General features: G+C 37.0%; 25 protein-coding genes. 12 read left to right on the plus strand and 13 right to left on the minus strand.

Annotated elements, in window-relative coordinates; genetic code table 11:
- Nucleotides 1–88: 88 nt before the first annotated feature.
- Together CRI88_RS01215 and CRI88_RS01220 are read left to right on the plus strand one after the other, a co-directional pair.
- Nucleotides 89–844, plus strand: a complete 756-nt coding sequence (locus CRI88_RS01215) for a DUF2087 domain-containing protein (RefSeq protein WP_036127011.1) — start codon at nucleotides 89–91, stop codon at nucleotides 842–844.
- A 17-nt stretch (nucleotides 845–861) separates the two neighbouring features.
- On the plus strand, nucleotides 862–1,206 hold the full coding sequence (locus tag CRI88_RS01220; RefSeq protein WP_058844272.1) for a GIY-YIG nuclease family protein: 345 nt from the start codon (nucleotides 862–864) through the stop codon (nucleotides 1,204–1,206).
- Nucleotides 1,207–1,271: 65 nt separating this feature from the next.
- On the opposite strand, the gene CRI88_RS01225 is transcribed toward CRI88_RS01220, so the two are convergent.
- The 7 genes from CRI88_RS01225 to CRI88_RS01250 form a co-directional block, all read right to left on the minus strand.
- On the minus strand, nucleotides 1,272–1,817 hold the full coding sequence (locus CRI88_RS01225) for a hypothetical protein (protein WP_101966342.1): 546 nt from the start codon (nucleotides 1,815–1,817) through the stop codon (nucleotides 1,272–1,274).
- A 58-nt stretch (nucleotides 1,818–1,875) separates the two neighbouring features.
- Nucleotides 1,876–2,250 (minus strand): MmcQ/YjbR family DNA-binding protein, encoded by a 375-nt coding sequence (locus CRI88_RS01230; RefSeq protein ID WP_101966343.1) that lies wholly within the window; start codon nucleotides 2,248–2,250, stop codon nucleotides 1,876–1,878.
- Between the two features lie 86 nt (nucleotides 2,251–2,336).
- Nucleotides 2,337–3,152, minus strand: coding sequence for a YitT family protein (locus CRI88_RS01235; RefSeq protein ID WP_036127018.1), 816 nt, complete (start codon nucleotides 3,150–3,152; stop codon nucleotides 2,337–2,339).
- A gap of 87 nt (nucleotides 3,153–3,239) precedes the next feature.
- Entirely contained in the window at nucleotides 3,240–4,538 is a 1,299-nt protein-coding gene (locus CRI88_RS01240; protein WP_308302772.1) for a M48 family metallopeptidase, read from the minus strand.
- A 191-nt stretch (nucleotides 4,539–4,729) separates the two neighbouring features.
- The gene (locus CRI88_RS22675) at nucleotides 4,730–4,891 is read right to left on the minus strand and encodes a hypothetical protein (RefSeq protein WP_249649171.1); all 162 of its coding nucleotides are present in this window, start codon (nucleotides 4,889–4,891) and stop codon (nucleotides 4,730–4,732) included.
- Between the two features lie 20 nt (nucleotides 4,892–4,911).
- Nucleotides 4,912–5,115, minus strand: coding sequence for a hypothetical protein (locus CRI88_RS22680; protein WP_231745051.1), 204 nt, complete (start codon nucleotides 5,113–5,115; stop codon nucleotides 4,912–4,914).
- Between the two features lie 26 nt (nucleotides 5,116–5,141).
- On the minus strand, nucleotides 5,142–6,338 hold the full coding sequence (locus tag CRI88_RS01250) for a hypothetical protein (RefSeq protein WP_058844269.1): 1,197 nt from the start codon (nucleotides 6,336–6,338) through the stop codon (nucleotides 5,142–5,144).
- A gap of 155 nt (nucleotides 6,339–6,493) precedes the next feature.
- Between CRI88_RS01250 and CRI88_RS22685 the strand changes: the two genes are divergently transcribed.
- The 7 genes from CRI88_RS22685 to CRI88_RS01280 all read left to right on the plus strand — a co-directional run bounded on the left by CRI88_RS22685 (nucleotide 6,494) and on the right by CRI88_RS01280 (nucleotide 12,652).
- On the plus strand, nucleotides 6,494–6,691 hold the full coding sequence (locus CRI88_RS22685) for a hypothetical protein (protein WP_257982859.1): 198 nt from the start codon (nucleotides 6,494–6,496) through the stop codon (nucleotides 6,689–6,691).
- Between the two features lie 230 nt (nucleotides 6,692–6,921).
- The gene (locus CRI88_RS22690) at nucleotides 6,922–7,125 is read left to right on the plus strand and encodes a hypothetical protein (protein ID WP_257982860.1); all 204 of its coding nucleotides are present in this window, start codon (nucleotides 6,922–6,924) and stop codon (nucleotides 7,123–7,125) included.
- Nucleotides 7,126–7,186: 61 nt separating this feature from the next.
- Nucleotides 7,187–7,645 (plus strand): PTS sugar transporter subunit IIA, encoded by a 459-nt coding sequence (locus CRI88_RS01260; protein ID WP_058844268.1) that lies wholly within the window; start codon nucleotides 7,187–7,189, stop codon nucleotides 7,643–7,645.
- A complete protein-coding gene (locus CRI88_RS01265; RefSeq protein WP_058844267.1) occupies nucleotides 7,642–7,905 on the plus strand; it encodes a PTS sugar transporter subunit IIB in 264 nt (87 codons plus the stop codon). Before CRI88_RS01260 ends, CRI88_RS01265 begins: the two co-directional genes overlap by 4 nt.
- 33 nt (nucleotides 7,906–7,938) lie before the next feature.
- The gene (locus CRI88_RS01270) at nucleotides 7,939–9,207 is read left to right on the plus strand and encodes a PTS ascorbate transporter subunit IIC (protein WP_036127027.1); all 1,269 of its coding nucleotides are present in this window, start codon (nucleotides 7,939–7,941) and stop codon (nucleotides 9,205–9,207) included.
- 800 nt (nucleotides 9,208–10,007) lie between these two features.
- On the plus strand, nucleotides 10,008–10,994 hold the full coding sequence (locus CRI88_RS01275) for a BMP family lipoprotein (RefSeq protein ID WP_058843790.1): 987 nt from the start codon (nucleotides 10,008–10,010) through the stop codon (nucleotides 10,992–10,994).
- Entirely contained in the window at nucleotides 10,991–12,652 is a 1,662-nt protein-coding gene (locus tag CRI88_RS01280) for a methyl-accepting chemotaxis protein (RefSeq protein WP_036117349.1), read from the plus strand. The genes CRI88_RS01275 and CRI88_RS01280 overlap by 4 nt, the downstream gene beginning before the upstream one ends.
- 597 nt (nucleotides 12,653–13,249) lie before the next feature.
- Here CRI88_RS01280 and CRI88_RS01285 read toward each other — a convergent pair.
- On the minus strand, nucleotides 13,250–14,008 hold the full coding sequence (locus CRI88_RS01285; protein ID WP_036127043.1) for an SDR family NAD(P)-dependent oxidoreductase: 759 nt from the start codon (nucleotides 14,006–14,008) through the stop codon (nucleotides 13,250–13,252).
- A 165-nt stretch (nucleotides 14,009–14,173) separates the two neighbouring features.
- On the opposite strand from CRI88_RS01285, the gene CRI88_RS01290 reads away from it, so the two are divergent.
- The 3 genes from CRI88_RS01290 to CRI88_RS01300 all read left to right on the plus strand — a co-directional run bounded on the left by CRI88_RS01290 (nucleotide 14,174) and on the right by CRI88_RS01300 (nucleotide 17,430).
- Nucleotides 14,174–15,373 (plus strand): helix-turn-helix domain-containing protein, encoded by a 1,200-nt coding sequence (locus CRI88_RS01290; RefSeq protein WP_180957766.1) that lies wholly within the window; start codon nucleotides 14,174–14,176, stop codon nucleotides 15,371–15,373.
- Nucleotides 15,374–15,493: 120 nt separating this feature from the next.
- Nucleotides 15,494–16,492 carry a permease gene (locus CRI88_RS01295; protein WP_101966345.1) on the plus strand — a complete coding sequence of 333 codons (999 nt, stop codon included), beginning with the start codon at nucleotides 15,494–15,496 and terminating at the stop codon, nucleotides 16,490–16,492.
- 11 nt (nucleotides 16,493–16,503) lie between these two features.
- Nucleotides 16,504–17,430 carry a TIGR03943 family putative permease subunit gene (locus CRI88_RS01300; protein WP_036127048.1) on the plus strand — a complete coding sequence of 309 codons (927 nt, stop codon included), beginning with the start codon at nucleotides 16,504–16,506 and terminating at the stop codon, nucleotides 17,428–17,430.
- Between the two features lie 427 nt (nucleotides 17,431–17,857).
- Here CRI88_RS01300 and CRI88_RS01310 read toward each other — a convergent pair whose 3' ends face one another.
- The 5 genes from CRI88_RS01310 to CRI88_RS01330 form a co-directional block, all read right to left on the minus strand.
- A complete protein-coding gene (locus CRI88_RS01310) occupies nucleotides 17,858–19,144 on the minus strand; it encodes an NtaA/DmoA family FMN-dependent monooxygenase (RefSeq protein ID WP_369802718.1) in 1,287 nt (428 codons plus the stop codon).
- A 211-nt stretch (nucleotides 19,145–19,355) separates the two neighbouring features.
- Entirely contained in the window at nucleotides 19,356–20,489 is a 1,134-nt protein-coding gene (locus tag CRI88_RS01315) for a CamS family sex pheromone protein (RefSeq protein ID WP_101966346.1), read from the minus strand.
- A 365-nt stretch (nucleotides 20,490–20,854) separates the two neighbouring features.
- A complete protein-coding gene (locus CRI88_RS01320) occupies nucleotides 20,855–21,250 on the minus strand; it encodes a VOC family protein (RefSeq protein WP_036127069.1) in 396 nt (131 codons plus the stop codon).
- Nucleotides 21,251–21,339: 89 nt separating this feature from the next.
- Nucleotides 21,340–22,257 (minus strand): D-alanyl-D-alanine carboxypeptidase family protein, encoded by a 918-nt coding sequence (locus CRI88_RS01325; RefSeq protein ID WP_058843359.1) that lies wholly within the window; start codon nucleotides 22,255–22,257, stop codon nucleotides 21,340–21,342.
- 88 nt (nucleotides 22,258–22,345) lie between these two features.
- Nucleotides 22,346–23,440: a sensor histidine kinase gene (locus CRI88_RS01330; RefSeq protein ID WP_170829796.1), complete on the minus strand. Its 1,095-nt coding sequence runs from the start codon at nucleotides 23,438–23,440 to the stop codon at nucleotides 22,346–22,348.
- Between the last annotated feature and the right edge of the window lie 21 nt (nucleotides 23,441–23,461).

Here is a 23,461-nt window from a genome sequence, read left to right on the forward strand (position 1 = left end):
TTATTGCATTTAAACAAACAATTTGTTATTTTAAATATAAATTAATAAACAAAAATAAATATTGTTTGTATTTATGGAGGATTCCCCTATGGATGTAAATGAACTATTTTGGCAAGCTCCTATCGATGACCTCAAAAAGGGTTATACCAATGAGGGAACACATTTCACCTGCCTTCTGTGCGGTGAAAAAGTAGAGAAAGGAATCATTTATCCTTATGAAGGCTTATTGTATGAAGCCGAAAAAATGATGCAGCAGCATATGACAATGACACATCAATCTGTTTTTCATTATTTAAACGGTCTCAATAAAAAAATGACAGGCTTAACAGAACATCAAAGCCATATTTTACGCTTATTTTATGAAGGTAGATCAGATCAGGAAATAAAAGAGGAATTAGAGATTGGTAGTGCCACGACCATTCGCCATCATCGTTTTGCTTTAAAGGAAAAGGAACGCCAAGCCAAAACATTGTTGGTAATGATGGAATTATTGAAGGAACAAGATCGAAAGGAGGAACCATTTGTGTCTATTCATAAAACAGCTACAATGGTTGACGATCGCTATAATGTCACTCTCTCAGAAGAACAGCAATTATTGGCGAAATTATTTCCACATGGTGTTGGCAAGGAGCTAGTTCGTTTTCCTAAGCGTGAAAAACAAAAAATTATAGTACTTCGTGCCATTACAATGCTTTTTGACAAAGAAAAACAATATACAGAAAAAGAATTAAATGAAATCATCAAACCGATGTATGAAGACTACGTTCATATACGTCGCTACTTAATTGAATACGGTTTTCTGGACCGCAAAGCTGACGGTAGCGCTTACTGGGTTAAAAAATAAGAAGGCAGGTTTTTGAAATGGATCATAAAAAAGAGTTAAAAGAGATGTATAAGGACATGAAAATTGAAGCGGGCGTTTTTACGATGACTAATACAGAAACTGGGAAAGTGTTTGTGGGGAGCTTTAATAATTTAAAACGTTTAAATGGTTTTCAGTTTATGCTCAAAACGAATACACATACGAATAAGGAGCTTCAAGCGGACTACAATTCATTTGGTCAAGATGCTTTTGAGGTGAAAATCGTTGAATATTTAAAGAAAAAAGAAGATGGCTATTTCGATGCCAAAAAAGAGCTTGAAAAGCTAGAGCAAAAATGGCTCGACACGCTAAATCCTTATGGTGAGCGTGGGTATAATTCTTAGGATTTATCCAATAGATAGCTGTGGGATCAAGCAAATGAAAATTTAACAGTTCCCTCAGCTATTTTTTATTCATCCACACGATTCCATCTTAAATTATCAGCATCATCATAGCCATAATAATAGATTGGGCGATCGTGCTTATCATAAGCAACAGCTTCTAATAAATCAATTTGCTGCGCAGAAGGTATATAAAACGAAACTAGTTTACTATGTTCAATGGATTTTTTGATAATTCCTTGCTTTGAGTTAATTGTTATATAGGAAACATTTTCATCATGAGATAATACAACAAACAAAGTTCCTTCATGATTCAAACGATAGCTCATGCCTCCTATTGTCTCTAAAGAATCATTCGTGGAGGAGATACCCGTAGCATAAACCCTTTTATATAGAAATGCGTTTTTTTGTACCAAAACAGTTTGATAGATTTCTTTTTTATCACGCTTAAACAAATAAAAAATATCGTGTCCTTCTTGAATCTTTTCAACATTCTTATACTCAGGTGTCATAAAAAAATTTGCTTTTGCAGCGCTTAATGCAGTTAAACGATAGCCTCCTAACAATAATAAAGCGCTTAAAGTGACTATTGCTAATAACAAGAATTTTCTCATCTATTTTCTCCACCCTATAGCATTTTCAGTTGGATTGAGACAGTTTAACTTTCTTTGTTTATTTTGTCACTTCTAACAACTGAATTTCCTGCTGTGCTTTTTTCGTTAATTTACTGAAAACAAGCTCATAGGAATGTTGAATAAGCTTTTCTACCAAATCCATCGGGACATCTTCAGCATCCATATAAATGGAGTTCCAATGCGTTTTATTCATATAGTAGCCAGGTATAATACTGACAAAGGATTCTCGTAATTCCTCTGCTCGTGCAGGTTCGCATTTTAACGTTAATACAGGCTTACCTGTAGCATTTCCCCCAATCATGGCATACATTTTCCCACCAATATGATAGCGGTCTGCTTGCCATTCCTCCTTATAGTCATAAATCGTTCCCTGTAGTTGTAGACAATGAGCATGAATCATTTCTTTTTCCATCTATTTCTTCCCCTTTCGACACAAAATAAAACACACGTTCGATTATGGTTAGTATAACCTAAAACGTGTGTAGGGACTAGCCTTATTTAGTTCGTACTTCGATCAAACATGCCCATAACCTCTGTTGTCTGTAGGATATTCACAAACGACTTTGGATCGGTTTCCTTAATCGTACTTTTTACATCCGCGAGTTGATAACGCGTAATGACAGTGATTAACACTTTTCGTCCTTCACCAGAGTAGGCTCCCTTCGCATCGATAATCGTTACACCACGATGAAGTTTTTGCAACAGCTGCTGCTTGACTTCTTCCCCTTTACTCGTAATAATCATCAACGTTAATTTAATATGGCTTGTATGAATCGTATCTACCACTTTTCCTGTTGCATAAATGGAAACAAGCGTTAATAATGCCGCGTCCCAGCTAAAGACAAAGCCAGAAGCTGCCACTACAACACCATTCATAGCAGCAATTAATGTACCGAGTGGAAAATCTCGTTTACGACTTAGTAGCATGGCAATAATATCAAAGCCCCCAGAGGAGCCTGCTGCACGAAAAATCATACCCATCGCAAAGCCTACAATAACTCCTCCAAATAGGGATGCAAGGATAGGATCTTGTGTTGCCTTGTGAATTGGAATAACATATAAACTCACTGACAAAACGGCTACAGAAAGAATCGTATAGCTGATAAATCGCTTACCAAGCTTCATCACACCTAAAATCAGTAAAGGCAAATTAAGCAGTAAATTTAATACCCCTGTATTCCAAGGGGTAATAATGCCAAGCATGATGGCGATACCACTCAATCCACCACTCAAGATTTCATGGGGAATTAATAAATAATTATAGGCAAAGGCCACTAAAATGGAAGAAAGAGTAATTATAATCACATTACGCATAATGATATCCCCTATCAATCAACGACCAAATTTTGATATATCTTTCTCATAGATTACCCAATTTCTGCTGATGAAAAACCTATATTCCTACTTTTTCTTCTGTTCTTCCTTTAAAGGGGCAGTCTGTTTGTGATCACCTGTATCGGCCACCTTATAAATACGCTCTAGCATCGGCGGATGTGTATAGCGGAACCATTTAACAAGAAGCGGAGGGTTGACCTCACTTAATCCTGAAATCGTTAGTTTTTGAAAAGCTGTTACGGCCGCTTCACGATCATTCATGAGGTTAATTGCATACTGATCTGCTCTTGTCTCCTGATATCTTGAGATGAAGTTCGACACTGGATTAGAGGCAAATAACAATATAGAGGTAATGAGCAAAAATAATGGATATGAGCTAATGCTGCCAACTTTATTGATTTTCAGTACCTGTCCATAGCGTCCAACCAAACGTCGCATAACCTTCGCTGTAAACCATAACCCCACCAACGTAAGCAATAAATAACCTGCAATGCCAAAATAAATATGCTTTTCTACATAATGGCCCATCTCATGTGCCATGATAAATAAAATTTCATTGTCCGTCAGTCTATTTAATGTGGTATCCCACAGTACAATTCTCGAATTGCTACCAATCCCTGTCACATAAGCATTTAAGGAGTTGGTCTTTTGTGCCATATTGACCTCATAAACATGCTCTGCTGGTATATTCGCCTGCTCAGCAATTGAGAGTATCTTCGTTTCCAGCTCTTTATTTTTTAACGGATAAAAATCATTGTACAAAGGATCAATGACAACTGGCTGGATGAACATCACAAAGATTGTAAAGGGGATGGTTAATAGCCAAGCGTAAAGCCACCACCGTTTCTCGCTCTTTTTAATGAGCCAATAAATAACCGTCACAATGATGAAGCTCATCCCAAAGTTCACCCAAAAATCAATAACACCATCTTTCATCCAAGACGCAAATGCTTGCGTACTGATGCCATAGCTTTTGCTGAGGTAATAGCGATAATAATCAAGCGGGAATAAAACAATATAGAGCAATAGGGATAGCAGGAATAGGTAGCCTGCATTTTGCAATAGCTTCCACTTCGTTTGGGAGGTCGTCACTTTTTCAAAATAACGGGAGATGCCCAATAATAAAATCAAAAAGTAAATAAGCCATTCCAAAGGAGTCGCTACAAAGAATAAAAAATTCCGTATTTTTGAATATTCACCACTTAAAAAAAGCTCCTTACCAGACATAAACATTACTGGATCTGCCACCGTTCCTTGTAAAGCACTAGGTATTTTTCCTCCGCCGCTATGGAATATATACCAGTACATACAAAGCACGTAAACACCGAATAATAGCAGCGTAACAATGCCCATTTTCTTCGCTATGTTAATTCCCCCTCATATCATCCAAAGTTCGTCCTATAGTAAGTGTAAGCCAAAATATCAAAGTTAGAACAACATAGACCTACTTTTTTAATATCTCAATTCACAAAAGAAAAATTCGCCTCATTTCTATCAATGAGCATACAAAATCTTTCTCATTGTTTCAAAATGCTGCGAATTTATTATGTTCTTACTTATTTATTCATGACAAATGCGGTTTTTCCACGCTGATCTATACTTAAGTAGCCTGCAGATAATAGCTGCTCATACCATTGCTTTTCGATAACAGCCGCTTGGTTGGCATTATCTGCTTTTGTAGAAAGCTCCACCATAATGTCTCCTTTGTACTGCCACACCTCAATATCCGCTTCTTGCCCTAGAAAGCTTCTTTATAAGTTATGGCATTAGCAGATCCATATTCTACTACCTGAGCTAACGTATTTTTATACCATGCTTCTGAATGCCAATTTACAATTTTCTTTGCCGAATTTTCGAGAATCAATTTTTGGGCAGCACTCGCATCAACCGTATCGTAAGAGACAAAAGTATGATAGGCTCCCTTCGTACTCCCTGCTACCATACCCCAAGCAAAAAGAGGAGAGGCAATTATTTTATAAATATAATCGTATTATTTTCTTTAATATAATCTACTGTTGGATGAGGGCTTTCAATTGAAGCAACTTCTTTGTTATGAATTAAATCATAAACAATCCATTTCATATTAAAACTATTAGTTGGCGTTTCAAAGAAAACAATCCATTCTTTGTTTCCATAATAGAAATAACATGAATTTCCTACTGTATATAACTCCTTATTATTACTGGCATCATATAATACTTGTGTATGTTCGCTTTCTTTTACTCCATATAAATCATCATTAAAGAAATAGATGACATCATACTTCCCATCAATAATTCTTTCTAGATAATTTTCACTGAATGGATTAAACATTTTCAAAATATATGTTTCATCTCTAAGATTATGTTTATACCAATAAACACATTCGTTTTTATTATTTTCCAATACAAAGCTTTCACTATTATCACATTGATCTACTATACAAGTCTCTGAAATTGGCAAATCATTTTTTATTTGTTCTATAAATAAATTATAGTCAATGATTACAATGCTCTCAGTAAAATTTGAATTTTCCTTTTCCCTATGATTCCATGCATTTTTTTTATTACTGTAGGATAATGAGCCAGTTGTAAAATAAACGAATTTTTTATTTTTTTTATCAATTACTTTTATGTTATTAACATTTAAAAAGGTATCATCCTGTCCTATTTTTTCAGGTATTGAGTAATACTTATTTTCTAAAAAATCTACGAGAATACAATTTGAGTGCCTAGTAAATTTTTGCGATTCTATCTGTGGTACACATACAACTAAATATCTTTCTCCCAAGCCATACAGCTCTGTTTCAGATAAAGAAGAATTCTCAGGATTGGAACTATTATCCTCTATTTTTAATGTTATTGAATCTTTTAAAATTAGGTTTTTGCAATCAATTTGGTTTAATATTAAATTTGCAGTTTTTCCTTCCCACATCAATCTGCTGCAATAAAAATATTCATTATAAAAAGAATTACTTGATAACTGAAATCCATTCGGAATTAGCAATTGATCAACTTGATTAAGTTGATAATTATAGCGAACAATACCTTCATAATAACCAGTTAAATAGCTCCAACTTTCACTTATATCTCTACTCATAATATACATATTATATGGCTCTACTTTTGATTGTGTCGTAATAAGTTGACGATTTTCAAATCCTTCTAAAATAACTGTTTGCACCATATTATATCCTCCTCTTAATTACCATAAAATCACTCTTCACTATTCAAAAATAGTAACATAAAAATAGATCTCTTCTCGATATAGCTGTCTTCATACTGAAGGGACAAATAAAATCAAAACACCTTTCGTTGGCAGGAGAAGGCGTATATCACGATATGTTTTGGGGCAAGTGGCTTACCTGCTCATATTTTTATGCCAGATTTAATTCATCAAGTTTCAACAGCTTACCAGATATCCGCATTTCATTAGACGTAAAAACAGCACCTGAAATTGAAAAAAAAGGAGCACTTCAAGAATTCGATTTCGGGCTTATCATAGAGACCCAACAGGAAAATCCCTTCCTGCATTATTAAACAATTGGGGAAGATGCACTTGTTTTGGCATTTAGCCCTTCACACAAACTAGCGACTAAATAGGACAGCACCAAAGAAGATATTCTTAAAAATAAGCTTTTATTGCATACCTCTTCTAGCTCCACTAATCACTTCATTGAGAAGTGGATGGACTCTTTCCAGCCTTCTACTTATACGATTGAGCTGGATTCTGTGAGCACCATAAAAAAATGCTGACCTTTGGAAAAAACGTGGCTTTTCTATCTATTGCCTTAATAGAAGAGGAATTAACATCGGGTGTACTGATGAAGAAGGATTTAGATGATGTGACGCTTCACAGAAAGATTCAGTTGATTTATCCGAAAACGCGTTTAGATCATACCCTTGATGAATTTGTCAAAACTTCGGTTTACGATGTAGCAAAGCAATTAAAAATATCCCCTGTTATGACATAATTCCACAGGTAGTCGTAATAACATGAAATGGGAGGATATTTTTAAGAAAGGAGGGTTGTCCTTGCTAACTAGGCTTCTGACAAAGGATTGTATACAGCTTGCAAACTTTGTCCATTCGTGGCAAGAAGCGATTCATTTAGCTGCAAGACCATTAGTACAGCAAAATAAAATTGAGCAACGCTATGTCGAAGCCATGATTCAATCTATTGAGCAATATGGCTCCTACATCGTCATTACACCAAAAGTGGCCATTCCCCATGCACGGCCATCTGATGGTGTTTATGAGCTTGCCATGAGTTTGCTCCGGTTACAGCAGCCTGTTTTTTTTAGCCCTAATCAGCCTGTTTACTTACTAATTGTGCTAGCTGCCATCGACAATACGTCACATCTACAGGCGTTAGCTGATTTGGCAGCAGTGTTACAAGACCCTGACCATATTGAAGGCCTGATTGCCTGTCAGCATGCAGACATGATTTGTGAAAAAATCAAACAATATACGACAAAGGAGTCACCAGGATGAAAATTTTAGTCGTGTGTGGAAATGGTTTAGGTAGTAGCTTGATTTTAGAATGGAATGTAAACAAGGCATTAGAGGCATTGGGTAAAAATGCTGAGGTAACCCATACAGACTTAGCATCTGCAAAGGCGGAGAAAGCAGATATTTATTTAGGGGCAGCAGACATTGTGAATGAATTAGCGAAAGACAATGGAACCATTGTGAGCATCGTCAATATGATGAGTATTGTGGAAATAAAAGAAAAGCTAGAACCTTTGCTTTAAGTACGGAAAATTTGGATAGGATGAGGTGTTGATATGTTGGATGTTATCATGCATGACATTTTAGGAACACCAGCTATACTAGTCGGCCTATTCGCTTTTATTGGTTTACTCATTCAAAAAAAATCTAGCTCCACTGTTCTTTCAGGTACATTCAAAACAATTATGGGCTTTGTCATTCTTGGTGCTGGTGCCACTGTCTTGATTGGCTCGTTAGACCATTTTAGTAAAATGTTTGATCATGCCTTTCAAGTACAGGGAGTCATTCCCAACAACGAGGCCATCGTGGCAGCTGCTCAGACTAATTTTGGTACAGCTACAGCATTGATAATGGTATTTGGTATGATAATGAATCTATTATTTGCGCGATTTACGCCATTAAAGTATATCTTTTTAACTGGGCATCATACATTATTTATGGCTTGTTTAATCGCGGCTTCATTGTCAGTTGGTGGAATGAGTGGTACACCTCTTATTATCGTAGGGTCTATCATTCTTGGTCTTTGTATGGTAGTGTTCCCTGCCATTTTACAACCCACTGTTCGGCAAATAACAGGTAGTGATGATTTTGCTGTAGGTCACTTCGGCAGTGTTGGCTACTATGTTTCTGCAAAGATTGGTAAGCTCTTTGGTAATAAAACGAAATCAACTGAGGACATACAGGTTCCAAAATCATTAGGCTTTTTACGAGATACCTCTGTCGCTATTTCTTTAACAATGAGCGTATTCTTTGTCATTGTTGCCCTTTTCGCAGGCCCCTCCTATATTGAGGCACAATTATCAGCTGGCTCTAATTTTATTATTTTCGCTATTATGCAAGCGATCACATTCGCTGCAGGTGTCTATATTATTTTGGCGGGTGTCCGTATGTTAATTGCTGAAATTATTCCAGCCTTTAAAGGCATTGCTGATAAGCTTGTCCCAAACACAAAACCAGCACTAGATTGCCCAACTATTTTCCCCTTTGCACCAAACGCTGTCATCATTGGTTTCATCTTTAGTTTTTTAGCAGGACTTGTCTCTATGTTTATCCTCCCCTTCATTGGTTTAAAAGTGATTGTCCCTGGCCTCGTTCCCCATTTCTTCACGGGAGCTGCAGCTGGCGTCTTTGGCAATGCTACAGGCGGCAGAATCGGTGCCATGTCTGGGGCCTTTGCTAATGGTCTATTAATTAGCTTTATTCCAGCCATACTCCTAATCTTTATGGGCGACATCGGCTATGAAGGCACAACCTTTGGCGATTCAGATTTCGGTGTTATCGGCATTATTATTATTAATCTATTAAAATTATTCGGAGCTGTTTAGAACATATAGTAAAGCCTAACGCTATCTGCGTTAGGCTTTCATAGTGTTGAAAAACAAAACCATCCATAGAATTTATGTGAAAGGTGAAAAAGGATTTCCGTTGCAGGCTACTTGCTTTCCTGTGGGCGAGCGCCGAGCCGCTTCTACCGCTACCACTCCGTTTAGAGGCTCGCCTGTCTCGCTATCCCACGGGAGTCAAGTAGCCTTCCACTCCAATCCATAAAAAAGTGAAGGTATTCACTACTCTTTTGTGGAGGGGTGTTGTCACACATCACTTCTCCAAATTGAAAGTAAGAGGCTATCCTCTCTTATAATATAAATAATGGGCTATTTTGTTCAGGAAAAGACACTTTTGCAGAATGGTTGATTGGAGTGGAACCAGCGTCACTCCTAGGGGATTTAGCGTCACAGAGGAGACCCTGGAGCGAACGCAGTGAGTGAAGCGGCTCATCGGACGCCCCCTGGAAAGGACGCTGGCGGAACGGAAATCAACCCCTCGCCTTGCAAAATTGCTTATTATGCCGTTGACATTACCTTTTTTCAACAACATGAAAGCCTAACGCTATCTGCGTTAGGCTTTATTATTGATTAGGCATACAGAGCTTGCTGTAGAAATCTTCATAAATATATTACTTAATTAGTCATCTAGGTTTATAATATTAACTTATTATGTATATAGAAATGACTATTTATTCTTATGCTCTACATAAAAATTTATTTTCATTGTAGTCTGACATCAGACTAAAAAAATTCACATTTTGCCGATATATAGGCTATAAACAACAGGAGGTACAAACATTTTGAAGAAATTGATGATTACTTTTCTTTTGATGGGTCTATTGCTAACAGGCTGTTCATCCGCACAGACAGAGACATCAACTGAAGGATATAAGATAGGCGTTTTACTATCAGACGCGGGACTAGGCGATGAATCATTTAATGATTCAGCTTTTAAAGGGCTCGAAAAGGCTCGAGATGAGCTTGGCATTTTGTTTGATTACAAAGAGGCTCCTGATGGTGATTATGAGGACAAGCTGAACGAGCTTGTAGCAGAAAAATATGATATCATCATTGGTCTTGGTTTCTCTGTACAGGAAGCACTAGAGAAAACTGCGAAACAATATCCCGACCAACAATTCATATTGATTGATGGGCAATCTGATGTTGACAACATTATTTCGATTACCTTTAAAGAACAAGAAGGCAGTTTTTTAGTTGGTATGGTTGCTGCTATGACAAGCAAGACAGGGAAAATTGGCTTTATTGGTGGTGCAGATGCCCCTGTTATTCATCACTTTGAAAATGGCTTTATCGAAGGAGCTCGTTATGTACAACCAACTATTGACATTATGAGCGAATATGCGGGTACCTTTGATGACACGCAGGCTGGTGCAGCAATAGCAGATCAATATATAAAAAATAACGTTGATTTTATTTATCATGCAGCTGGCTTTACTGGTTTCGGCGCCATTAAAAAGGCCGAGGAAATGGGGATTTATGCAGCGGGTGTTGATATCGATCAATTTTTTGTTGCCGAAAAGACGGTTGTCACATCCATGCTAAAAAATGTGGATCTTGCTGTCTATCAACTTGCTAAAACATTAGTAGAGGACGGAAAAATTACCCAAAAATCGTTTGCATTAGGGCTAGCAGATCAAGGTGTGGGACTAGCTGATATTCGTGTCATTCAACTAACATCAGAGCAACAGGCTGCCATTGAAAAGGCACAAGAAGCCATTATCTCGGGCAAGATAAAAGTTACTGCAGAAAAGGGGAATGGCCAGTGACATTACGTAAAAAATTATTTATGAATACACTCATCCCAATCGTACTGGCTATGGCTATGATTGGCTTTATTATCATTCAAACATTTAATATCCAAACAACCGCACAGGATGACACGAAACTTTTGCTTGCAGTGAAAGAGCTGGAGCAAAGTTTGGTTGTGGCCAGCCAATCATTAAATAATTATACCTATTTAGATAGTGAAGCGAATAAAAATGAAGCACTTGCTATTTTACAAGAAACAAAAAGCAATTTAGAAGCATTGGCTGCTCTCACAAGAATACCTGACCATCAACAGATTATCGACAAAATTTCTGATAAATTTGATGACCTAGAAAAAGCTACAGAAAGCGGCTTTCAAGAAAACAACCGCTCTGAAATAAAAAAGCAATCTATCCGAATTAAAGGTATTTTAAACGATATGCATTTGCTCAAAAAAGAAACGAACGAATGGTATCAAGAGATGATACAAGTGACAAAGCAAAAAATTGGTTTTATTACAACCACTACAATCATCGGCAGTGTGCTATTAATTTTGGCAACGATTATTTATTCCTATGTGGCAGCAAAAAGAATTACCAAACCGATTAATCAGATTGTAGAGTGTGCACAGGGGGCAGCTACAGGAGATTTAACTATAGATACCTCTACACTCTCCTATCAACCAAACAGTCGATACGAGATTGATCAACTATCGGAAAGCTTTTCACAGATGATGAATAATTTGAAAAGTACTGTACAATCCATCGATCATATCGGTAAGGATGTTAACGTATTCACACAAGATGTGACAAGCCATATGAGAAATATTCATGAAAGCAGTAATCAAATCGCCACATCTACTGACGAATTAGCAAAAGGTAGCTATACGATGTCAGAAGATATTCAATCTGTGGCCATCCTTATGAATAATATGACCGACCAATTTAAGGGGGTTATGCAAACAAGTGAGCAATCCGCTAACAATGGTAAACAGGCATTAGAGGCTGTTCAAAATGGTCAATATTCATTAGAAAAACAATCAACCATTGCAAAAGATATTTCGACGACATCACTTGATATTAAAGAGGCTGTTACGCAATTTTCGCAATTCACTTCAGAAATTGAAGGAGCGGCCAATGCTGTCCACACTATTGCTAGCCAAACAAATCTATTAGCTTTAAACGCTGCCATTGAGGCTGCCCGTGCTGGAGAAGCCGGTAAGGGGTTTGCCATTGTCGCAGAGGAAGTGAAAAAGCTTTCTTCTGAAACGGAGAATGCAACGAATTTAATTACTTCTATGGTCACACATATACAGGATGGCATCTCACATATTCTTACTACGGCTGAGCGAGGATATCAGCTTTCAAATGAACAGTCCCATTCAATGGTAGAAACGGAACAATCATTTGCTGTCATTGCGACACATATCGCAGACATTCATCATGATTTACAAAGCCTTACAAAGGAAATGGTTCAAACGAATGAAATGAGCCAGCAAGTGAATAGTACGATAGAAAATATTTCAGCTATTACAGAAGAAACAGCAGCAGGTACAGAAGAAATTTCAGCTTCGACACAGGATCAGTTACTTGCCTTCCAAAAAATTAGCGCTAAAATTGACGATCTGCAAGGTATGACAGATACATTGATGCATGAGCTGAAAAAATTCACCTTATAATATCTTTGCCAAACAAAATCCAGTGAATGAATGTTCACTGGATTTCTTAGTGTTGAAAAACAAAACCACCCATAGAATTTATGTGAAAGGTAAAAAAGGATTTCTGTTGTAGGCTACTTGCTTTCCTGTGGGCGAGCGCCGAGCCGCTTCCTCTGCTACCGTGCAGGGGCACGCCTGTCTCGCTATCCTACAGGAGTCAAGTAGCCTTCCACTCCAATCCATAAAATAAAAATGTTCACTTTTTAGCAAAAAAGTGAAGGTATTCACTACTCTTTTATGGAGGGGTGTTGTCACACATCACTTCTCCACATTGAAAGTAAGAGAGGCTATCCTCTCTTATAATATAAATAATGGGCTATTTTGTTCAGGAAAAGACACTTTTGCAGAATGGTTGATTGGAGTGGATCCAGCGTCACAGAGGAGACCCTGGAACGAACGCAGTAAGTGAAGTGGCTCATCGGACGCCCCCTGGAAAGGACGCTGGTGGAACGGAAATCAACCCCTCGCCTTACAAAATTGCTTATTATGCCGTTGACATTACCTTTTTTCAACAACATGAAATCCAGTGAATAATGTTCACTGGATTTCCTCTTTTTATTATAAAGTTAAGCCGCCATCAACTACCACGATTGAGCCTGTCATATAGCTTGCTTTGTCTGATGCTAGGAAAACAACCATTTCAGCCAGTTCCTCTGGTTTTGCATAGCGTCCCATTCTCATATTTGGAATTTCTTCTGGAATATAGCCACCTGTTTCAAACATAGTTGTTACACTGTTTGTTAATGCTGTCTCTACGCCTCCTGGACAAATTCCGTTGATTCGAATCCCCTTTTTTACATACTCTAAAGAAGCTGCTTTTGTTAAACCTACTACTGCATGCTTACTTGCAGAGTAAACAGCCATACTATGCTCACTACGAATTCCAGCTGTTGAAGCCGTATTAATAATAGAGCCGCTACCTTGTTCTTCCATTACCTTTAAAACATATTTTAAGCCAAGGAATACACCTTTCACATTGATAGCCATAATACGTTCATACTCTACATCCTCAATCTCTGTTAATGGAGAAATTTTTTGAATAACTCCTGCATTATTGAAAAATATATCAATGCGTCCATAAGTATCAACAGCAACATTTACATATTTTTGAACATCTTCGTTTCTCGAAACATCTGCCTGAACGAAGATACCTTCTCCACCTTGCTTTTTAATCAAGCTTAATGTCTCTTCCCCTGTTGCTTTGTTGAAATCAACGACTACCACTTTTGCACCATTGCTAGCAAGCTTCAAACTGCTGGCTCTTCCAATACCGCTTCCAGCACCTGTTACAACTGCAATTTTATTCAAAAGATCCATCTTCTATTCCTCCCTAACATTTTGAAGTCATTGTCTATTTTATTGCTACTTCTCTCTTTTTTATTGTATTATTTTACACAAAATAGTACTTTCTCATTGTCTATACAATAAAAATTGAAACTGCTTTCATTTTGATAGTATTATTACGAACGGGGGTGCAGAAATGTGAAAATATCCACTATCGATCTTCAATATATAAGTCAACTAATTTCTGAAATACATCATCTCCCTGTCTCTTATATTAATGTAGCGGGAGAAGTAGTTTTTGAATATTCATCAGCAGAATATACCAGTAATCCATCCTATATTTCTCTAAAGGAACAGCTAAAAACATACCCATATCATACGGCTTCAAATAGCTATCCTATTTTTTTCTCTATAGCTGAATGCAATTATTTTTATATTAACTTAACAGTAGACAATCAATATTTAGGGGCGCTTGTAGTTGGGCCGTCCCTTTCACCAGTAATAGAAGACACTATAAAATCAACTATTTATCATGAGCCTGATTTGTTTCCTACTCTCCATTATCAGCAATGCTTAGCCATCAGTTTATTTGTTTATTATTCAATCTACCAAAAAAAAATATCTAAAACAGCTGTGATTCACCACAACCACGCGTTAAAGCCCCTTATTCGTCATGAGGGACATACTGCGCTTGAACTTTCCTATGCAAGAAGAAAAGATAGTGTGCATACAAATCTTTACTATGAAAAAATATTGTTAGACAATGTGAAAAATGGGCGGATGGAGAAATTAAACGAAGTCTTGAACTATTCCATTGTCGGACAAGCACAACTTGGAGTGCTTTCAAAGCACAATCATTTAAGAAGTGTACAATATTTGATGATTACAGGAATTGCACTAATTTGTCGTGCTGCTATTGAAGGTGGATTAAATGAAGAAACAGCCTTTACATTAAGTGATTTTTACATTCAAAAACTTGAGGATCAAAGCAGCTTAATCGACATTCTTTCGTTAATGGAGGAAGCCATTTATGATTTTACACATCGTGTGTCACAAGCTAAGCAAAACAAATATTCAGCACCCATTACAACCTGCATCCATTCGATCGAAAATCAACTATATAGTGAAATAACACTCAATCAACTTTCAGCAATTTGCCACTTAAGCCCCAATTATCTTTCTTCCTTATTTAAAAAGGAAGTAGGGATTTCCTTTAGTGAATATATTCAGCAACAAAGGATTGAAGAGGCAAAAAAGCTATTAACCTATACAAGCTACCCCATTTTAGACATTGGTTCATTACTTAATTTCACAGATCAAAGCTATTTTATTAAAGTTTTCAAGAAATTTACAGGTATCACCCCTAAGCAATATAGAAATAAGGATGTCCATCAATAATAAAGAAAGTAAAAGAATGTTCGTGACCAGCTTTTACTTTCTTTTTACATAGTAAAAGTCATACTTGCAGTACCACTTGCATATTTTAAAACGTAATCATTACACTTTAAGGAGGTACATGTGGAACGTCTCCATCTATCAAGATATGTATTGAATTTTTGGTTCATCTTCATGCTATTAGGAAGCTTGCTACCATTCCTGTTATTCAATATCTCAGCATTAAGTGATTTAAGTTCCTCTTTACTCAGTCTGCATACTATTTTTTTAAGTATTTTAATTGAGGCATTACCGTTTGTGTTAATTGGTATCATCATTGCGGGCTTTATTCAGATTTTTATCACAGAGGAACATATTCAAAGGTGGATTCCTCAAAATGCGGTAATGGCCGTTGTCATGAGCTGTCTTGTAGGCGCATTATTTCCAGCCTGCGAATGTGGAATCGTGCCTATTGTGAGAAGATTGATTGCCAAAGGTGTACCGATACATGCAGCTATAGGCTTTATGTTAACTGGCCCACTCATTAATCCAATCGTTATTCTCTCTACCTATATGGCATTTGGAAATGATTTGAAAATAGCCAGCTTACGAATGCTGCTAGGTTTTGTTATCGCTATTGTCGTAGCATTACTCATTAGCTTGTTTTTTAAAGGGTCACAATTTAAAAGCTCCTTACAACCTCATTCATTGGCAACAGCTAACCAACCAACATCCTTTGTCACAAAACTATTCAATATGTTCAAACATGCCATTGATGAATTTTTTGATATGGGCAAATACTTAATTATTGGGGCATTTTTAGCTGCTTTTGTCCAAACCTATGTATCTACCAAAACACTCGTAGAAATTGGAGATGGCGTATCCTCCTCTATTTTGGTCATGATGGGCTTAGCCTTTATTCTTTCACTTTGCTCGGAGGCAGATGCCTTTATTGGGGCATCCTTTAGTGCTACTTTCTCAACCCCATCCATTCTTGCATTTCTTGTTTTTGGTCCCATGATTGACTTGAAAAATACCATTATGTTAATGAGCGTATTTCGCTTCAAATTTGTCTTCTGGTTAGCCGCCTTAGTGGCTATCATTGTCTATATTAGTATATGGATTCTTTCACCGTATCTCTAAGGGGGAAAACCATGAAATTTCACGTTCAGCAAGCGCTAAGAGCCCTTATTCTACTTGCTTTCTCAGCTATGATTGCGAGCCTGCATTGGACCGGGGAACTAACAAAATTCATTAACCCCAAATATGAAAGCCTTAGCCAAACAGCTGCCATTTTATTTTTTATACTGTTTCTTGTTCAGCTAACAAGAGTCATATCATTTACCCAGACGACCCATCATTGCGACGACAGTGGACATGCTTGCTGTTCACATCATGACCATGGTCATTCAGTCTTTACACGCAAAAAATGGCTAGCCTATCTTATTATTATGACACCGATTTTGACGGGCTTCTTCGTGCCTGCCAAAATTTTAGATGCTGCAATCGCTGATAAAAAGGGTGGGGCCTTCTTTCTCACTCAGCAAAGTCAACCATCCAAAATTGAGGATTACCTCACTTCAAATGAAACGATTGATGAAAATATCTATGACGAGCATGATCCTGACCCTAAACTAATGGAGGAAAAGCAGGAAATGACAAAAAAGCAATATGAACAATTAAAGCAACAGCTATCTCAACAAACTATGCTGAAAATGACAGATGAGGATTATACGATTTATTACGAGGACATGCATCAACATCTAGCAAACTATTTAGGGAAGCAAATCCAGTTAAAAGGCTTTGTTTTGAAAGAAGATAGCTTTACAGAAAAGCAACTAGTGGTTTCCAGATTCCTTATTACCCATTGTGTTGCTGATGCAAGTATCGTAGGCTTTTTGACAGAATTTCCTGAGGTTCCAACTATCAAAGAGGATACATGGATTGAGGTAATCGGTACAATCGGTCAAACAACTTATGAGGGTGCAAGCCTACCCGTTATTCATATTGATGATTGGGTAACAATTGAACAGCCTGAATCACCATATCTTTACCCCATAAATATTCGAATGAGTTTCTAGCAACATGAAAGGGCAAAGTTTATATCTTTGCCCTTTCATAGTGTTGAAAAACAAAACGATCCATAGAATTTTTGTGAAAGGTGAAAAAGGATTTCCGTTGCAGGCTACTTGCTTTCCTGTGGGCGAGCGCCGAGCCGCTCCGTTTAGAGGCTCGCCTGTCTTGCTATCCCACGGGAGTCAAGTAGCCTTCCACTCTATAAAAATATTTCTTGTTAGCAAAGTTTTTCAAATAAAGTGAAGGTATTCACTACTGGTGTTGTCACTCATCACTTCTCCACATCGAAAATAAGAGTCTATCCTTTTACCACATGGTGGATTGGAGCAGCGGCTTATCGGACGCCCCTGGAAAGGACGCTGGCGGAACAGAAATCAACCCCTCGCCTTTCAAAATGACTGTTTCTGCCGTTGACATCACCTTTTTCATCTATTAATTGGGTAATAGTACATCTAGACCTAAATGGGAACGTAATGTGCTCCCTTCATATTCAGCACGGAATAGCCCCCGCTCTACTAGCATAGGGATCACATCACTAAAGAATAAATCTAAAGATTTCGGAGGTCCACCTGGTACAGCAATAAAGCCATCCAATGCACCCTCCTCATAAAAAGTAATGATTTGATTGACAATGTCCTGTGGCGTGCCGATTGCCACAAGGTGAGCTGAGCCAATTACTTCTGGACGTGCAAGCAATACCTCAACAGTTGGTTCATTGTCGATAATATAACGACGCACCAAATCGGCATGTGTTTTACTACGTACTTTTTGATCTTTTGGCGGCAGCATATCAGCCGTTATCTGATCTTGCAGTGCCAAATGACGAATATCCATGCCTATCACTGATTCTAGAGCACTATAGCGACGCTCAAGTGTTAAATGTGCATGTGCTTGACGGTACATTTCGAGTGCTTCCTCATATGTATCGCCTATAAAGAAATAGAGCCCTGGTAATAACCGAATATCATCGGCTGAACGACCAACCTCAACCGCGCGTTTACGCAAGTCATTACGCATTTCAACACCCACCTCCATAGCAGGTGTCGCTGCAAAAATCGCATTGGAAACAGTAGCCGCAAATTGACGACCTACATCCGATGCACCTGCTTGGAAGAATGGTATATCACCTGCTGGATGCATAGGTAGATTTAAAGGGCCATTAATATGGAAAAACTCACCCTCATGCTCAATCGGCTTGACAAGCTCATTTATTTTCTCTAAATCACCATTTGTTTCCAATACTTCATAGGGATGACTATGCCATAGCTGTTTCACGACCTCTATACATTCTGAGGCTTTAGCATACCTCTCCTCTGATGAAGCCATAGGTTCATTACTGAAATTATTGGCCCCATCAATGGAAGTGACGATATTCCAGCCTACTCGTCCCTCACTAATCCAATTCAACGATTGCAATTGACGTGCAATCAAATATGGTGGTATAAAGGATGTCGAGATGGTAGTCACTAAACCAATCTGCTTAGTTTCTCGTGCCACCGTTGCCATTAAAAAGCTAGGATCTAAGCCAACCGTTCCTTTTGTTTTAGCCATTAATTCTGGATGTGCTACTAAATAATCAGCCTTAAATAAAAAATCTAATTTAGCTTCCTCAGCACGCTGTGCAAATGCAATATGTTCATCAAGTAATGCACCCTTCTTACCATGATTACCATGTACAGCTATATGCATGCCAATAATAAGATGTCTTCTCATTGTTATATTCTCCTCTCTTTAATTGAAAATGATTATCATTTTCATAATAGGCTTACTTTTTAAATATTGCAACCAAATCCTTTACATACAAAAAAAGACAGGTACCTAATGAATGAGGACCTGTTATTTTGATTGCTATTTATTACTTTTCGTTTACTATGCCTCATGGAAAATCATGAGTCTCTCATTTGAGTTGCGACGACTTTTTACATGATAGTTAGATAGGATTTGCGAAAATTTGTTTTTCTGTCGGTTCCCATAGAACAATTCCCACATCCTTCTTCTGATCAATGATCCGAACGGTAATAGGGATGTACTCAAATAAAATCGTATTTAAATTTGTACTAATCAGTTGTAACAAGCCTACTAATTCCGTATCATTGATTAGCGGCGCGTGTACTTCCATTTTAATATCTGTTAATTTGCCCTCTTCATAGCGAAGTCTCCCTATAATTTTAGGGTTTAAATGCTTAAACCCTGCTTGAATATCTTCTTTAAAAATTAATAATTTATTATACATATTTTGATCTAAGCTATATAATGCCTCTGATGGAAATGAGTAATACTTTTTATCAATCTCAGACCACTTTGCTATAGTATTTTCTCCTTTTGCAATAAAGGTTTCAGCTAAAAATAAGCCAGGAATAATATCATTTATATTGGATTCCTGATATAAAGTTAAATAAATAGGGACTTCCGGTATCTTTTTATTGTTTCTTATATCCTGAATGATCTTGCCAGCTATTTTTTTGCCGTAATTTTTCACATCATTGCTATCATCATCATTTTGATCTACTTTCACTTGTCCTGTGTAAATTAACCCTTTGTCATCCGATACACGTATATCATAAAATTCATTTAACGATATCGCAATCGACATTCCCTCTAGCTTGTTACTTTCCTTATGAATAAAATTATGTTCTACTACATGAGAGAGAATTAGCGGATACTTTTTCTCATCCTCTAAAACATCACCAGTTCTAGTTTCAATGGCTGGATTCAAGCCAATACCTTCCTCTGTTTTTCTAGCTAACCATTGCTTAATCATTTGCTCATCCAAATATTGACCTTCCTGCAAATAATGCTTTTCAGTTGCAAAATGATTCACAGATAAATCCATGAGTCCCCTCTCTATTTCATTTATATTTAACGCATTATTCATATTGTTAACCATTAAGCCTCGCGCAATATTACTTTTTGCAGGCTGTTGAATTTCATAGGCTTCCTTTTTTTGAATAGATGAAATATACATTTTTTCATTCGTCGTATCAGGCTCAACCTCACCACTACTACAAGATGCTAATAACCCTATGGATGCGATTAAACTAAATAAACACTTTCTCTTTTTCATCACAAATACTCCTTGATCATATGTAGATATTTAATATTTCCATAATTTAACCATACCAAATTTTACAAAACAAAACATCATATATTTACAAATATCACCATTCTATAGTGAGATCAAAAAAAACCTATGTTCAAGAAAAAATGAACATAGGTCTTTACTATTGTAGATGGTTGTGAGAAAAGTTTATTTTTGATCAGGTGCAGTCTTCTAGCTTTGGAGTGGTTTCTTCATGTTTATAAGGAGGTCGCTCTTCCAATGAGCCGAGACCAATCTTTTCTAAGCAACTTCCTCACTTTCCCAGCGCAGCCTCCAACTGAAGCGGCTTCCCCATTTTTGAGCATTACCCCTCGACTATGGAGCGAATGCTACTTTGCATTTTTATCAGGTTGGTGAATGCCAAAAATATTGCCTTCTGTATCGATATAATAGCCTTGCCATGCCATCCCAGGTAAAGCATGTTTCGATATAGCTACTTTGCCACCATTTTCAAGAATTTTGGCTTCTGTTCCATCGTAACTTTCGACACCCATGGTACAAGCAAAGCCATTCAACGCTTGATTGACTTCTGGTGGTGGACCTTGTCGTTGCATTAACGCACCATTAATACCAAGTTCATCTTCCTCACCTGTCACTGCTCCAAAGTACGGCATGCCTGCATAGTCACTCCAGTCTTGAAATGACCAGCCAAATACTTTCCCATAAAAATGCTTTGCCCGCTCCATATCATTTACATGGATTTCAAAATGAACTAATCTTCCCATAGTACCCTCTCCTTCAAGATGAATATATTCACTATATAGCATTTTCAAAAAGATTGAAAATTAAAACATATAGAAAATAGTCACCAGTTTTACAATTGACTATACACAGAAAATGCATCCGTAATGTTATATTGCTCCGTCCGAGGACCTCCTTCAGCTCCTACTGTCACTAACACATATTCTTGTCCATTAACAGTTGCTAAACTTGCTAAACATAATCCTGCATCCTCTGTATAACCCGTCTTGCCACCTAGGATTTTCCCTCCTGGCAATACACTTGATGTCATATGCTGAAACATTCGATTAGTAAATGTAATACCCTCCGGATGAAGGTTCGTTGACTTAATAGAATATCTTTCTGCTGTATAAACATTTCGAAACTCATCATTTGTTAAGGCATATTGTAAGAGTAGTGACATATCTTTCACAGTTGTATAATGATCTGGATGATGCAGTCCTGTTGTATTCATAAAATGAGTATTTTTCATTCCCAGTTGCTGCGCCTTATCATTCATAAGCTTTACAAATTTCCGTTCTGAACCAGCAGCATATTCAGCTAAACCAATGGATGCCTCTGCACCTGATGGCAGCATGGAACCATACAATAAATCCTCTATCGTCAACCTCTCATTCGGAAGAAAACCTGCCACTGAAGCATTTTCCTCGTATAAATCATTAAAGATGTTTTTAGGTAAAACGATTTCATCTTGTAAGCTTGGAATTTGCTCAATTGCGACTAAAACAGTCATCATTTTCGTCAAAGATGCAGGATAAATGACTTCCTCACTATTTTTATCTAATAGTACTTGATTTTCATCTAAATTCACTAAAATGGCATTAGAACTATATAAATCGATATTGAGCATATCGCTACTCATCGTCGATATTACTTTTGGTGAATCAACCATCTCCTGACGTAATGTTACAGGTGTTTCTTTCAATATCAAATAAACAAATACGATCATGAACAGGAACAATATACTTACAATACCTTTTCTTGTGAACATAAAAACAACTCCTTCTCTTTATGCTTTTATTGAACCATAAAAAAAGGAGCTTATTTTTAATTAACTATTAGTGAATTCTTAAGGTTTCTTAAGAATTGGCTGGAATCATAACTATGAACACGGTTTGATTGTGATGAGAAGTAGCTGTAATCGTCCCTCCATGGGCTTGCACAATTTCATTTGAAATGGCTAAACCAAGTCCAGCACCACCCGTTTGTGTAGACCTTGCACTATCTAAACGGTAAAACTTTTCGAATATCATCTTTAATTTTTCAGGCGGTATGGTCTTCCCTGTATTCTTAAATGAAATAAACGTTTGATTGTTTTCATTTTGTGCACTAATTTCGATTGTACTATTGGGTTCACTATAGGCAATTGCATTTTTTAAAATATTATTAAATACCCTTGCTAATTTATTTCTGTCTGCATAGATAGTCATCTCTCCATCTATATTGACGATGGCTTTTTGACCCTTTGGTGCTAACAATGGGTAAAACTCATCGGCTACTTGCATTAACATATAGTTAAGAGGAATAAGGTCTTTCTCTAAAACGATGGATTGTAAATTAAATCTTGTGATTTCAAAAAACTCATTGATTAATTGTTCTAGTCTATAGGATTTCTCTAATGTAATCGTTACATATTTTTCTTTTTGCTCAACAGGCATATCCCTTGCCTCATCTAAAAGGCTTAAGTAACCAATGATAGATGTTAAGGGTGTTTTAATATCATGGGCTAAATAAACAACCAGATCATTTTTACGTTGTTCTGCTTCTTGTGCATCCCTTGCACGCTTTTCTAATTTATATTTCACATCATTTAATTTCTTCTCTAAAAAATCGAGCTCTGTCGGAAGATGAATTTCCTTCTCTGACTCATCTGCAAGCATAGTGATACTGTTACTAATTTGATGAAAATAACGAGTAAAACGAGAGAGGGCAATATAAAAAATGATCAACAATAATAGGATAAATCCTATAGTAAGCCAAAGAGGTTTATTTTGTTGAAATAACACATTGTAGGCATTTTGTGCAGCAAAGTAATCGAGCTGCAAGACATTTTCGCAAAAGGCTATAAAAGCATCTGCAAAGGGAGCTTGTAAAACACCATCAATGAATGCAAAGTTGATTATAAAACCTATTATGATTGCTATAATAAGAATAAAAACGATTTGTAAAATCATCTTCCTCTTCAATCCGCCAAA

The organism is Lysinibacillus fusiformis (assembly GCF_002845985.1).
GTDB classification, from domain to species: Bacteria; Bacillota; Bacilli; order Bacillales_A; family Planococcaceae; genus Lysinibacillus; species Lysinibacillus fusiformis_D.

What these genes read in the sequence shown, in the direction of transcription:
- CRI88_RS01330 (WP_170829796.1), bottom strand. Translation starts at nt 23,440, where the DNA reads ATGATTTTACAAATCGTTTTTATTCTTATTATAGCAATCATAATAGGT.
- CRI88_RS01285 (WP_036127043.1), bottom strand. Translation starts at nt 14,008, where the DNA reads ATGGATCTTTTGAATAAAATTGCAGTTGTAACAGGTGCTGGAAGCGGT.
- CRI88_RS01300 (WP_036127048.1), top strand. Translation starts at nt 16,504, where the DNA reads ATGAAATTTCACGTTCAGCAAGCGCTAAGAGCCCTTATTCTACTTGCT.
- CRI88_RS01235 (WP_036127018.1), bottom strand. Translation starts at nt 3,152, where the DNA reads ATGCGTAATGTGATTATAATTACTCTTTCTTCCATTTTAGTGGCCTTT.
- CRI88_RS22685 (WP_257982859.1), top strand. Translation starts at nt 6,494, where the DNA reads ATGTTTTGGGGCAAGTGGCTTACCTGCTCATATTTTTATGCCAGATTT.
- CRI88_RS01230 (WP_101966343.1), bottom strand. Translation starts at nt 2,250, where the DNA reads ATGGAAAAAGAAATGATTCATGCTCATTGTCTACAACTACAGGGAACG.
- CRI88_RS01315 (WP_101966346.1), bottom strand. Translation starts at nt 20,489, where the DNA reads ATGAAAAAGAGAAAGTGTTTATTTAGTTTAATCGCATCCATAGGGTTA.
- CRI88_RS01220 (WP_058844272.1), top strand. Translation starts at nt 862, where the DNA reads ATGGATCATAAAAAAGAGTTAAAAGAGATGTATAAGGACATGAAAATT.
- CRI88_RS01225 (WP_101966342.1), bottom strand. Translation starts at nt 1,817, where the DNA reads ATGAGAAAATTCTTGTTATTAGCAATAGTCACTTTAAGCGCTTTATTA.
- CRI88_RS01270 (WP_036127027.1), top strand. Translation starts at nt 7,939, where the DNA reads ATGTTGGATGTTATCATGCATGACATTTTAGGAACACCAGCTATACTA.
- CRI88_RS01320 (WP_036127069.1), bottom strand. Translation starts at nt 21,250, where the DNA reads ATGGGAAGATTAGTTCATTTTGAAATCCATGTAAATGATATGGAGCGG.
- CRI88_RS01325 (WP_058843359.1), bottom strand. Translation starts at nt 22,257, where the DNA reads ATGTTCACAAGAAAAGGTATTGTAAGTATATTGTTCCTGTTCATGATC.
- CRI88_RS01215 (WP_036127011.1), top strand. Translation starts at nt 89, where the DNA reads ATGGATGTAAATGAACTATTTTGGCAAGCTCCTATCGATGACCTCAAA.
- CRI88_RS01265 (WP_058844267.1), top strand. Translation starts at nt 7,642, where the DNA reads ATGAAAATTTTAGTCGTGTGTGGAAATGGTTTAGGTAGTAGCTTGATT.
- CRI88_RS01250 (WP_058844269.1), bottom strand. Translation starts at nt 6,338, where the DNA reads ATGGTGCAAACAGTTATTTTAGAAGGATTTGAAAATCGTCAACTTATT.
- CRI88_RS22680 (WP_231745051.1), bottom strand. Translation starts at nt 5,115, where the DNA reads ATGGTAGCAGGGAGTACGAAGGGAGCCTATCATACTTTTGTCTCTTAC.